Consider the following 13,815-nt stretch of genomic DNA (forward strand, 5'->3'; position numbering starts at 1 on the left):
TTTAGACGAAGTAGAGAAGATGATTCCAACGAGAGATGGTGGAGCATTACTGGGGATTTATTCAAGAAGTTCCGAGGTTCGTGTTTCTGGTTCTGAACAAGATTCCGGGATGCGAGATGCGGGTTCTGCATCCAAGATTCAAAACTCGAATCCCGTATCCCGCAACTCGAAACAAACTGAAAACTTTGGTGAAGGTGACTACTGGATCGTAAAATTGGACAAAAACGGAAAAGTAGAATGGGAAAAGAACTTTGGAGGAAAAGGAGATGATCATTTGAGAACTCTGGCATTAACTTCAACAGGTTTTATCATTGGTGGAGAATCAAGATCAGAAAGATCAGGTAATAAAACCGTAGGCATTGAAGAAGGAACAGACCTTTGGTTGATTGCTTTAAATGAGAGAGGTGATGAGCAGTGGCAGAAATCTTACAATTTCAAAAACAGAGATATTCTAATGGGAATGAGTGTTCTTCATTCTGTTGACGATAAATCTTCTAAAGGAATTTTATTAGGAGGTTACACCCAGGCTGAAGGAAGAATTCAAACCGATGATGAAACCTTTTGGATGCTGTATTTAGATCAAAATGGTAATGAGCAGTGGAGAAAACACGTAAAAGGAGAATCCAGACAAAAAGAAGAAAGACTTTCTGATTTAAAACTCAACAGAGACGGTTCCATTATTCTTGCTGGAACCAGTGCAGAAGAATTGGGTAAAGAAAACTGGAAAATTGTAAAACTGGGCGACAAACAGGTTGACCAGCTGATTGAAAAATACGATATCAAGATCTATCCAAATCCTGTTTCTGACTACGCCTATGTAGAAATCGGCTTCGATTTTAAGGATGCTGATATTCTGTTGTATGACATGAGCGGAAGACAACTTCAAAATATAAAAACCAAAAACAGAGTGACCAAGATCAATACCCAGGCTTTGGTGCAGGGAGCTTATCTGGTGACTATAAAAACGGATACTAATAAAACGGCGAATGCCAAATTAATTAAGAAATAAACTGATGAAGAAAATGATATTACTGCTATTATTAAGTATAGCGAATTCCTATCAAGGTCAGGATTTTGAAACAGGGTTTCCAAAACCTGTTGCTTCAGTATCTTCTTTAGCTACTTATACAAATTCACCTGTATCTTTAGCTACAGGAATTCCGGATATTTCATTTCCTCTGGCTTCTTTACCAACGAACAGCAAAGATATTACAGCAGGTATAGGGATAAGTTATCACCCTAAAAATCTATTGAGCGGAGAAAAAGCCAGCGAAGTCGGATTGGGATGGTCATTATTGGGATCTAATGGAGTGATTTCCAGAGAAATTATTCAGGATCTTGATGAAAGATACAGAGATCAATCGAATCCATCCTACTACAAAAATGAATTTAATGATATTTATTATTATAATATAGATGGAAATTCTGGGAAATTCAGAATAATAAGAGATATTACCAATAATACTTTTCAATTGGTTAAGCTCACACCATCTAATCTGAAAATTGAGTATACAAGAGACAGCAATACTGCTACTTTAGTATTCAACAGTTTTACCATCACTGACGACAGAGGTTACAAATATCTATTTGATAAATATTCTGTTTCTGAATTTAAAGGTTATGGAAGTAACGGAATAGATTATAAAAGTGCTTTTTTCCTGACCAAAATTTATGATTATAAAATGCAGGAACTGGTGTCCATGGATTATCAGGTGGATACTTATACTACTCCAATATCTTCAAAAATATTTCAGAATTGTAAACTAAAGAAAATATGGTCTAAAGACAACGGCTCTATAGAATTTGATTATACTTATACTGCATCATACAAAAATTCTATGAACGATCCTTATCATATCAATTCTGTTATTGTAAAAAATAACGCAGGAATCCTCACCTCAAAATCAGAATTTTTATATGATTTTCAATCCCTGTCGAATCCTCAAAATTATAGAGAATCTATTGATAAAAGAGTATTAAGAAAAATCAAAAAATACAGTGCAGATCTTACCCAAAGTGAAACCACAGAATTTGAATATAATACAACGGGAAGCGAAAAAGAATACAGCCCGATTCCCGGACAATTTAAAGATTATTTTCTTTGTGACTTTTTCTACGGAAGTCCTATCTATAATGAAATCGAAAATCCTAAATATTTTCCTGTTGGTTCATTGAAAAAAGTAAAACTGCCAACAGGTGGTGCGGTGGAATACAACTTTGAAGCAAATGAATATGCCATTGAAAATTTTGGACCAGAGTATATCAGTACACTTGGTTCGAGTGGTTTTACCAATCCACAGATACAGTATTTAAAACCTGTTTATTCAGCAGACTTTAATACCAATGTATCCAAAACGTATAATTTTACTGTTTCAGGAACAGCCAATACATTAAAAGTACTGTATGTAAAATTTACAGTTGATGAAATTTATCCTTATGATTCACATATAAATCCGGGAGATGGCTCGCAGCCAACGTTAGAATATATTATTCCCGATGCAAATTATAATGATGGGCAGACAGTTGTAATGTGTACCACAGAAACTTCACCCATTATCTCAGCATCAAAGTTTGCATTGGCTGGAGGGGCGCATACTCTTAAAATATTGAGTCAAACAGGTGGAAAAGGGCATTTTGAAATGTACGAAATTGCTTTGAAAGATGGGCCTTATAAAAATGCTGTTATTCATACCAATCAGGGTGTCAGAATTAAAAGTATCAAATATTTTGATTCTTATTCCGCAAATGTTCCTGTAAATACAGAAACATTTGCCTACGATATGTTTAATGATCCCAATACTTCCAGTGGCGAGAATATTCCGGAGGGTAATGAAGTTGAAAATGTAGTCTATAAAAATGTAAAGGTTTTCAATGGTAATACTTCAGGATATACTCTTTATTATTTTAAAACACCTTCAGCTTATCCTAAAGAAACAGTTCCTTCTGATTATCAGTTCTGGCCAAATATAAATATTACCCAAAACGGATTGATGGGAAAAAAAGAAATATATGATAACAATAATCTCTTATTGGCTTCCGAAGAGTATGATTATACCCTTCAGGATATGGATACCCCTAAATATATCCCCATTGCAGATGGATCTTACAAAACTAAAACGGCATGGATCAAAGAGCAGCGTTTGACCTCCAAAGTATATGATAAAAATGCCAGAACCATCACCACAAGCACTGAAAGCATAAATTCTGCAGCTGATTTTAACCTTATCTCTGAGAAAAGTATTCACTCAGACGGCACGGTACTGGAAACCTCATACCAATATGCAAGGGAAAAAAATAATACGGCACTTATGGCTGCTAATATACTGGGGCTTCCATTGGAAACACAGCTTAAGAAAAATGGAACTTTACTGTCAAAAAATGAAATAAAATATGACAATGCAGCAGCATTGTATCCCACTTCAGTATTAGCTTTTACTCCGGATAATCCTGGTAATTCTTATACAGGCATACGCTATGATATATATGATGAAAAAGGAAATATTGTCCAATATACTACAACACCAGATTCTTCTACAGGTGTGGGAAATCCTAGTACCATCATTTGGGGATACAACAAAACAAAACCTATAGCCAAAATAGACGGAGCCAAACTATCTGATATTCCGCAGAGTTTAATAACCAGTATAGTGAATGCTTCCAATGAAGATGCCAATGCATCCACTTCCAATGCACAGGTAAAAGAAGATGCACTACTGGCCCAGTTGGAAATTTTTAAAAACCATACTGCATTAGCCGGATTTTCAGTTATTGCTTACACCTACAATCCATTAGTAGGAGTAACCAATGTTTTACCTCCCAATGGAATAAGGGAACTTTATTTCTATGACAGCTTTGGCAGACTTGAAAAAGTAAAAGATGTGAATGGGAAGACTCTGAAAGAATACAAATACAATTATAAACAATAACCCTTGAAATCTTTTGATCAACATGAAAAAATTAATCATATTATCTACAATAATGTTGGGGTTAGGAATATCACATGCCCAAAACCTTACACCAGCAGAAAACTATGTCTACTCCAAAACCTATCTGTCGGAAGACGGTTCTAAAAAAGCGGAGTCTGTACAGTATTTTGATGGGTTGGGAAGACTGAAACAGACTATTTCTGTGAAATCCTCCCCCACTGGGAAAGATCTCGTAGTTCCTGTATATTACGATGAACTGGGAAGACAAACGAAAAACTTTCTGCCACTTCCTATGGCAACTACCAATTCCGGAATTCAAACGCCCGTAGAAGCGGATATCAATTCTTATTATGGTGTTTCCAATGCCTATTCTGAGAAAATTTTTGACAATTCTCCGTTGGGAAGAGTAATAGAAACCGCAGCACCGGGAGATACCTGGAAAAAAGGATCAGGGCATACCATAAAGTCAGATTATGAAACCAATATTCCGGCTGATCGGGTAAAGAAATATACCATTACATCATCATGGGCCAATACTGTCTCATCATTTTCCATTCCTGCTGTAGAATGGTTCACGGGAAATCAGTTGATGAAAATGGTAACTACGGATGAAGATGGCAACAAAAGTATTCTGTTCAAAAACTCTCAGGGGCAGACGATATTGGCCAGAAAAATGAATGGTTCCGTTCCGATAGACACTTATTATATCTATAATATCTATAATCAGCTCGTCTTGGTAATTCCTCCCAAAGCAGACAAAGAAATTGCGGAGAATGGGGATACGGTGACTCAGGCCATTTTGGATAAACTTTGTTATCAGTACAAATATGATAATAGAGGCAGGCAGGTAGAAAAAAGGCTACCCGGTAAAAACTACTGGGAATATTTTGTCTATGATAAGCAGAACCGCCTAGTGCTCTCTCAGGATGCCAATCAGCACTTGAAACAATGGTCATTTGTTAAATATGATCAACTGGGAAGAGTGGTCTACACCGGACTATTAGCCAATACTTCGGATAGAATAACGATGCAGAATGCTCTTAACAACATGGCTAACAACGCTATGAATAACGAGAGCAGAACTTCTACTCCCTTTGTATCCGGCGGACTGAACATTTACTATACAAACAATGCATTTCCAACTGCATCTATCAGCGTTTTAACCGTAAATTATTATGATGAATATGCTCCCGGAGCTCCTCAGAAGCCCGCAACCATTTTGGGAAAATCAACATTAGGGGCTACTCCTGCTCTGTTTACTTCTGATGGAGTTTCCTCTTACAGAAGTATCAAAGGAATGCTTACTTCTTCCTACGTGAAAAACATAGAAGATAATGGCTGGTCACAATCTTATATCTGGTATAATGCTGAGGCAAGACCCATAGGGACTCACTCCATCAACCATTTGGGAGGCTACACCAAAACAGAAAGTGAACTGGATTTTGCAGGGGTCGTAAAACAAACCAAAGTTTACCATAAAAGGCTGAATACCGATACGGAAAAAGTTATTACACAGACTTTTGAATATGACGCTCAGAACAGGCTGCTTGTTCATAAACATCAGGTAGATAACAACCCTGTAGAAATCTTGTCTCAGAATTCCTATAACGACCTTTCCCAACTGAAGGCAAAAAAAGTAGGAGGGACCAATCTGGCATCTCCGTTGCAAACTATAGATTATACCTACAATATCAGAGGATGGATGACTGGGATCAATGATCCGGGCAATCTTGGAAACGATCTGTTTGGCTATAAAATTAACTACAATACTGTAGAAGGGCTGCAGATTCCCAATGCTGCGTACCCTGATCTGAAAGTAACTCCCCGGTACAATGGAAATGTAGCGGAGGTTTCCTGGAAGACCCTTACTCAGGAAAATGAACCCCTGAAAAGATATGGATATTCTTATGATCCCCTGAACAGAATGACGGCCGGATTCTATCAAAAGGCCGGAAAGGAAACTGCCGGAGAATATTTTGAAAAAATAGATTATGATATCAACGGGAACATTGAAAGATTGAAACGTTCTGAAGAAGCCCTGAACGGGAATACTTTTGCCACAGTGATTGATAATTTAAGGTATGAATATACAGGAAATAAACTGACAAAGGTTACTGACGAACAGCAGAATCCTTCCGGATATCCTTATTTAGTAACTCCAAATACCATTTCGTATGATGATAATGGGAACATGAAAGATCATTTGGATAAAGGAATTTCCGCAATTCAGTATAATTATCTAAATTTACCGCAGCAGATTACCCAAAATGCAAAGGTAACCCAATATACCTACAGAGCGGATGGAGTAAAAGTGAAGAAGCTCTTTGGAGATTTAGAAACGGATTACCTGGATGGGTTTCAATATAAGTCTACATTTCAGAAAGAATCATGGAATGGAGAAGGAATTTTTCAGCAGGACCCTAATGAAGTTCCTGTAGTGAAATTAAGGATTATTCCTACTTCCGAAGGATATTACGATGCCTTGCTGAACCAATATGTGTATCAGTTTAAAGACCATTTGGGGAATATAAGACTTAGCTACACAGACACCAATAAAGACGGAATAATACAGCCAAGACAGTACAGTGTAAGGGAATGTATAGGAAAATTTGGATGTATTGATAACTGGAAACCCGGGGAAATTATAGAAACCAATACGTATTACCCTTTTGGCCTTCTCCACAATTATACAGCAACCACTCAAAATGCTTATCAGTATAAGTATAATGGTAAAGAGCTACAAGAAACCGGTATGTATGATTACGGGGCCAGAATGTATATGTCAGACCTGGGAAGATGGGGGGTTGTAGATCCACTGGCGGAAAGCTATAGAAGATTTTCACCTTATCATTATGCAATGAACAACCCCATTAATTTTATTGATCCGGACGGTATGGGGTCTTATAATTCTGAAGGTAGGTGGGTAAGTGAGATGGAAGGCTTTTATAACTACCATCATATGAGTGATCAGTATCGTCCTAAATCCTTTAAAACGGGTGGCTTTGGAGAAGGAAATGGTGGCGGTGGCTACATCCCATTTGGCAAGACAAAAGCGTATGCAGACTTGATGGATTCTTTTCAAAATGGAGGAACATTTGGCTTAACCAATTCCAATGGTGTTATGAAATGGTGGACTGATATATCAGATAGCTATGATGAGGAAGGAAATCGTGTGAAAACAATTGGTGCGTTTGGTATTTTGAAATTTAAAAACTATTCTGTTGACAATATTGATTGGAATTATACAGGGAGTACATTTTGGAATGCCGCTAAACTAACGGCAAATATGGCTGATTTTGCATATAGCAGAATGGCTGACTATCATTTTTATGATGGACCATGGATGAAGAGAGGATGGAGAAATGCAAATGGAGTATGGAATGATGCAACTGTTTTAGCAAGGCAGGCAAATGGTAGGTTTGTGAGAGGTGTTGCCGGGAAAAGAATTGCTGCCGCCAATGCAAAAGCTTTCGCAGGGTCTTTGGGGAGTATTGCTAAAAAGGCTAGTGTAATAGGCTATGCTATGGATGGATATGAAATAATTAAAGATGGTAAAGTTACTGTTGGAGAAGCAACCAAAATGAGTATTAATTTAATAGCAGGTTCAATCGGTCCGGTGGGATGGGCATGGATGGTAGCAGATATAGGAGTTGCTTTATTTAATAATGGAACAGGTTTAAATGATATAATTGCATCTGAAATTGATAACGTAACAGGAGGTGCAGCAATAAATGTAAATCCTTTTTAAAAAATGGAAAGAATAAAAAAAGAAATCAGATATATTTATTGGTTAGGAGCTAACGTCCAATATAGATATTTTGGAGAAAAGGGAGATAATGGTATCTACATAATAACAATGTTGATAATAACAGCATTATTAAATATTTTTGCTTTTTTTAGAGTGTTATTTTATGGACATGTGAGTTTAGGCGATACATCAGTAATTGAAAAATTAGGAGTTGTAGTAACTGTCCTCTTAATTTATTATATAATTAGCAAGTCTTTTACAGGTATCCCTATCAAAGATAATGAAGAATTTAAGCATGTTTCCAAAAATAAAAGAATTTTTCATACAGTACTTTTGTATGCTTTTTTGGCTTTTTTATTTTATGTATTTCTAATTATTATGAGTCCAACCTTTCATCCAAGGCAGCTAAGATTTTGGTAACATCCCCCCCGTTGGCGCGAGCGTCTCGCTCGTGTCCGTAAATAAAACACAAAGCCACTGTGTTGCAGTGGCTTTTACTCTCTATTCTGGATAAACCGTTATATTTACCGATATAGAAATCCCCGGACGGTATGGGGTCTTATAATTCTGAAGGTAGGTGGGTAAGCGAGATGGAAGGCTTTTATAACTACCATAATATAAGTGATCAGTATCGTCCTAAATCCTTTAAAACGGATGGTTTTGGAGAAGGAAATGGTAGCGGTGGCTACACACCATTCGGGCAGACAAAAGCATATGCAGATCTGATGGACGCATTTTATAATGGAGGAACCGGAGAATTGGTTAACCAGAATGGTACTTTGAAATGGTGGACAGACTATGAAGATCCTGATCCTACTGTCACAGGAATAGGAGCATTTGGTATGTTGAAGCTAAAAGATTATAGTGATAATATAGACTTTGGTAAAACGACATCTAATACTACCTGGTGGGTAAATACTGCGGTAGGTGCAGCTTCCACAGCAAATTTACCAAGAACAGGTTTCTTTAAGTATAATGAATTATGGCATCAGACAAAGACAAGAGGTGTTTCTTTTGCTTGGCAAAATAGATGGAAAAATCCAGGTGCTAAATTCTGGAGAGGACAGCAGGTAAAGGGCTTCCAGGGTGCAAGAGCTTTAGGAGATAAATTAACAAAAGCCGGGGCAGTATTACTTGTTGCAGACATTGTAATGTCCGGTGAAATTAAACCTTCTCATGCCATCAATACCTTTATGCTTGGAGCTTCTACAACTGGAGTTGGCTCCATCGTTGCCGGAGTTTGGTTTGTTGCTGATATGAGTACAATGGGAGTAAACTATTTAATGAATGGAGAAGCTAAGGGATTAGGTGATATGATTGATGAGTCGGTTTCAAATAAATATGGAAAACTTGAGCTATATGATGGCTTATATTAAATTAATTTAATCATGATAAAAAGTAGACTTTCGGGAAATAGTATTTTTTGGGGAATTTTTATGTTTATTCCTTTATTCTCTTTTATTTTTTTTTCTATAAAAATATTAAAGAAATATTCTGGAGAAATTGGTGGTACATTGATTCTACTGCTATTTGCTTTTTTATTTTATTTTTTAATGAACTTTCTTAAGCATATAAAGATTATAAAAATTAATAAAAATAAATTGAAATATTATTCTTTTATAAGACCTTTTGGTAAAACTCTTAATATGGAGGATTTTATTGGGAAAATAACTATTACTGAGTCTGGAACTAGAGGTAGTTACAATGTTGTGTATTTGATTGATAAACAGAATAAAACCTCTTTTAAATTAATGGGATTGCATTACAATAATTTTGAAGAAATAAATAATGCTATAAACTTAAAAAAAATCAATTTTTCTCCTACTGCTTCACAGTATTTTAAATTATTATTTTTTGAGAAAATTATTGTTAAAAATGATAAAAGCTCGAATAATGAAGTAATTAATATTATTTTGGAAGTATTTAAAATAATTTCTACAATAGGTATTATCTTAGTTATTTTAGGTTTTTTAATTAAGAAATTTCTTTAAATAATTAAGATTTAAACCTTCTCTATTGTGAGATATTTCAAATGTATTAGAGTATTGGTTTTCAATACTCTAATTTTTGAATATTACTTGAAAATTCTCAGAAGGCAAAATAGATGGAGTAACTCTGGAGCTAAATATTGGAGAGGACAACAGGTAAAAGGATTTCAGGGAGCAAGAAGTTTAGGAACAAAGCTGACAGCCGTTGGCGGTGCTTTACTGGTTGCTGATGTTGCAATGTCAGGTGAATTAAAAACATCACATTTGATAAATGGAGCAATGTTAACTATATCAATGTCAGGAGTAGGCTCTATTGCTGCCGGAGCATGGTTTGTAGCTGATATGGGAACAATGGGAGTAAATTATCTCATTAATGGTGAAGCTAAAGGTTTGGGGGATATGATTGACGAGGCAACTGGAGGTCCTTTAGTAGAAATATATGATGGACTTTATTAAATTAAGTTTATGATCAAAAGTAAAATACACCGTAATTGGTATTTGTGGTTCTTTTTTTTGGTATTCTGCGAATTTGGAATACTATTCAGCTTAATAAAAGCAATTATAAAAAAGACAAATAATATTCATGAAAATAATGAATCATTTATTCCGATAATAATTTTGGTTATAATCATTTTAGCATTATTGCTGGTAATTAAAGATTTTAAGTATGTAATTATAGATAAACAAAGAAATTTATTAAAATATTATTCTATATTAAGGCCTTTTGGAAGTACTTTAAAATTAGATGATTTTGATAACAAAATCAAAACATCAGAAACAAGTGTAAGAGGAGAATATGAAGTTGTTTATCTCGTCAGAAAAGGATATACTGCTTTTAAAATTAGTGGTCTCTTCTATGATAATTTAAAAGAAATGGACTCATATATAAAATTGAAGAGAATTTATAATTATAAATTTAATTTAAAATTGTATTTACAATTATTATTTACTGGTAAAATAAAAATTGAAGAAGAATAAGATATTCAAAATGTTTTGTAGATCAGAGTATTGATTTTAATACTCTGATTTTTAATATGAAAAACTTTATGAATAAAATTAAAAATGCTTATTTGTACGCTTATTATGAGTGTTATCTGCAAACACATATTTATTATAAAACACATAAGAATAAAAATTTTTATTCTTCTATGACTTTAGGTTTTGTACTTTTTTTCTTATGGGTATTCCCTTCCGTTATTTTTTTTGGAAATAAATTTGAAATTGGAAAATGGATGTATTTAATATTAATAGGAATTGCCTATACTCACTTATATTTTGATTCTTGGTTAATAGGTGATGACGATCTGACAGAAAAGATTAATGACTTTTATGCAAATAAAGATACTGTAAAAGAATCAAGAAAGATTGTATTACTTTTTGTATTGTTATGCATTATGTTTTGGATATTTGTAGTAAGGTGTGATTATTATTGATCCTTGATAATTTTAATAATGTTCCCCAGCTGCTCAAAGTCAGCTGACTTTGAGCCATTAATAAAATTAATTCTTTTCCAAAAAATGCCAAAGTCGGGAGACTTCGGAGAGCAGAAGATTGGGCAAGTAAGATGTTGAATAAACCTGATTATTAAATATAATAAATAATGAATACAATTGAAATAAAAAGCAGTAAAACAAAATTAGTATTACTAGTATCAGGCTCACTGATATTTATAATATTAGGTGTTTTTTTAGCAGTTAATCCTCACAAATTTGCTTCTTTTATATTTAGAAGTGTAACATTCATACGTATGGTAGGAATTGTAGCAATATTGTTTTTTGGATTATGCTTGATAATTTTAATAAAAAGTTTGCTTACAAAGAAATTTAATCTTATAATAAATGAAAAAGGAATTATTGATAATTCTAGTTATGTAAGTGTAGGACTAATTTTTTGGAATGATATTAACTCAATAAAACGGATTGATGTTGTCTCAACAAAATTTAATTATTAATGTAAAAGATCCCAATAAATATTTAAATAAACAAAGCGGGATAAAGAGAAAAATATTAGAGAGAACATATAAAATATATGGTACGCCTATTTCGATTTCTTCCACTACATTATCTTATAATTTTGATGAGTTTGAAAAGACTATCTCCGAATTTTATAATGAATATAAGAATGCTCCGAAGTAAAAATAAATATTAGAAATACATGTAAAAAAATAGGAACTATATTCCCCCGCTGGCGCGAGTGTCTCGCTCGTGTCCGTAAATAAACCAAAAAGCCACTGTTTTTGCAGTGGCTTTTACTCTCTTTTGTAGAGAAACCAATATATTTACCGGTATAGAAATCCCCGGACGGTATGGGATCTTATAATTCTGAAGGTAGGTGGGTAAGTGAGATGGAAGGCTTTTATAACTACCATAATATAGATAGTAGCTATCGCCCTCTATCATTAAAAACCGATAGTTTTGGTGAGGCAAATGGAGGAGGAGGTAACAGGAAAGAAAAATCTAAAACTAGTTTTTGGAAGGCTACAGGTCGTTTTCTTAGAGAGTTATTTAGTGGAAATAAAGGTGCAGGGATTAGTATGATTGTACCTGGAGCAGCCATTTCCAGAGTTTCTACTCTAGAGATAGGAAGTGTAACATTTAGAGGAATACTTTCTTCAGCAAGCCTTGATGCTGTTGCATTAGGTATTTCAAGAGTAGGCTTATGGAGTTTACCTCTAATGCTTAATGGAGATAGTTCACATGCTAGTGGTTATGATATACCTCTTACAGGTGCTATTGATGTACCTGTTACAACAACGGCTGATGAATCAGAGCCAGATCAAATGATTACATTGTATCGAGGGGTATGCATAGGACATTATGATTATAAAAATGCATTACAAGGTAGAGCGGTTCCACTTGGTGGACATAGTGATCCTAAATTACACAATTGGGGAGATACGGAAAGTATTTTCACATCTTGGACCACAAACGAAAATGTGGCTGCAAAATTTGCAAATAAAAATGGTGGTGGTGTAATTTTAAAAAAATCTTTTTATATAAATGAAACTGTACCTAGTCCTGACAAATATAATGAACAAGAAGTATTAATTCCTGGAATAGTAATAGGAGCAATACCAACAATAGTAAAACGCAAGTAAATGGAAACAAGCAACTTTCAAAGAATATTGAATTTATTTAAAAAACAAAGTGATAATTATTTATATGTAACCATATATAATTATTTAAAATCAGTAGATAAACTTGAATATATTCTTATCGATAAAAGTAAAGCAAATTCTATATATACTGTAAGAAATGAAATCAATAATACTGTAAATGAAAATTTAAAAATTCAAGGCTATGATGAACTATTAAACAATCTTAATATATTTAATAGTAAAAAAGTGATTATTTCTAACTTTGATTATGACGAAAAGGATTTTACTATATTCATCAATGATACAGAGACTCAAATATTAGGAATATTATGGCGGGATATAAACAATTAAATATAACTTCATTTTACTGGTAAAAGAACATATTATATGCATCTTCTTCTAGTTGAATATGCCCTCCCTATGTCTCAACAATAAAACAAAATGTTACTAGAAAAATGGAAAAATTGATATATCGTAAAATACAAGAATTTGATCCTCAATTAGATGACTTTGAAATCTCATATTCAAATCATCCTCTATTGTTGGATGACGTAATTATGTCCTATAAAGGAAGAAATAAATTAGCTAAAAGCGAAAGTATAAGAGAATTAACATATGAGATCTTAAATAATCTTCTTTTAATTAAAAACGAATCTGTTGAATATGTAAAATTTGTTGTTGTAAGATATAATATTACGAGTAGGCTGTTTGTTTTCGCAGAAGACTATTCAAAAGTTTTTTTTGATTTTATATCTCCAACTGAAAATAATCTAGAATTGAGTTAAAGAATATAAACAAAGGGAATATTCCAAACATATTGGCAATAAATTAGAGTGTTGATTCCCCCGCTCGTGTCCGTAAATAAAACACAAAGCCACTGTGTTGCAGTGGCTTTTACTCTCTATTCTAGAGAAACCGTTATATTTACCAGTATAGAAATCCCCGGATGGTATGGGGTCTTATAATTCTGAAGGTAGGTGGGTAAGTGAGATGGAAGGCTTTTATAACTACCATCATATGAGTGATCAGTATCGTCCTAAATCCTTTAAAACGGAT

Annotated in this window: 12 protein-coding genes and 1 pseudogene; all 13 read left to right on the plus strand. The window is 34.0% G+C overall.

Features of this window, described 5'->3' with window-relative positions:
• Positions 1-1,009: T9SS type A sorting domain-containing protein (locus tag DEU39_RS22715; RefSeq protein WP_120233465.1), on the plus strand; the 1,009-nt coding region annotated here is incomplete at its 5' end.
• Between the two features lie 4 nt (positions 1,010-1,013).
• A complete protein-coding gene (locus tag DEU39_RS22720) occupies positions 1,014-3,926 on the plus strand; it encodes a hypothetical protein (protein WP_120233466.1) in 2,913 nt (970 codons plus the stop codon).
• Positions 3,927-3,948: 22 nt separating this feature from the next.
• On the plus strand, positions 3,949-7,674 hold the full coding sequence (locus tag DEU39_RS22725) for a DUF6443 domain-containing protein (protein WP_120233467.1): 3,726 nt from the start codon (positions 3,949-3,951) through the stop codon (positions 7,672-7,674).
• 3 nt (positions 7,675-7,677) lie between these two features.
• A complete protein-coding gene (locus DEU39_RS22730; RefSeq protein WP_120233468.1) occupies positions 7,678-8,094 on the plus strand; it encodes a hypothetical protein in 417 nt (138 codons plus the stop codon).
• Between the two features lie 131 nt (positions 8,095-8,225).
• Entirely contained in the window at positions 8,226-9,050 is an 825-nt protein-coding gene (locus DEU39_RS22735) for a hypothetical protein (protein ID WP_120233469.1), read from the plus strand.
• 12 nt (positions 9,051-9,062) lie between these two features.
• Positions 9,063-9,665: a hypothetical protein gene (locus tag DEU39_RS22740; protein ID WP_120233470.1), complete on the plus strand. Its 603-nt coding sequence runs from the start codon at positions 9,063-9,065 to the stop codon at positions 9,663-9,665.
• Between the two features lie 87 nt (positions 9,666-9,752).
• Positions 9,753-10,118, plus strand: coding sequence for a hypothetical protein (locus DEU39_RS22745; protein WP_120233471.1), 366 nt, complete (start codon positions 9,753-9,755; stop codon positions 10,116-10,118).
• A 9-nt stretch (positions 10,119-10,127) separates the two neighbouring features.
• Complete coding sequence (locus tag DEU39_RS22750; protein ID WP_120233472.1) at positions 10,128-10,640, plus strand: hypothetical protein; 513 nt, start codon at positions 10,128-10,130, stop codon at positions 10,638-10,640.
• 68 nt (positions 10,641-10,708) lie between these two features.
• Positions 10,709-11,095 (plus strand): hypothetical protein, encoded by a 387-nt coding sequence (locus DEU39_RS22755; RefSeq protein ID WP_147367638.1) that lies wholly within the window; start codon positions 10,709-10,711, stop codon positions 11,093-11,095.
• 167 nt (positions 11,096-11,262) lie between these two features.
• A pseudogene (locus DEU39_RS22760) lies at positions 11,263-11,797 on the plus strand (STM3941 family protein).
• 170 nt (positions 11,798-11,967) lie between these two features.
• Entirely contained in the window at positions 11,968-12,759 is a 792-nt protein-coding gene (locus tag DEU39_RS22770; protein WP_120233476.1) for a hypothetical protein, read from the plus strand.
• Positions 12,760-13,110 (plus strand): hypothetical protein, encoded by a 351-nt coding sequence (locus DEU39_RS22775; RefSeq protein ID WP_120233477.1) that lies wholly within the window; start codon positions 12,760-12,762, stop codon positions 13,108-13,110.
• 104 nt (positions 13,111-13,214) lie between these two features.
• On the plus strand, positions 13,215-13,544 hold the full coding sequence (locus DEU39_RS22780) for a hypothetical protein (protein ID WP_147367639.1): 330 nt from the start codon (positions 13,215-13,217) through the stop codon (positions 13,542-13,544).
• The last annotated feature ends 271 nt before the right edge of the window (positions 13,545-13,815 follow it).

Source organism: Chryseobacterium sp. AG363 (assembly GCF_003610675.1).
GTDB classification, from domain to species: domain Bacteria; phylum Bacteroidota; class Bacteroidia; order Flavobacteriales; family Weeksellaceae; genus Chryseobacterium; species Chryseobacterium cucumeris.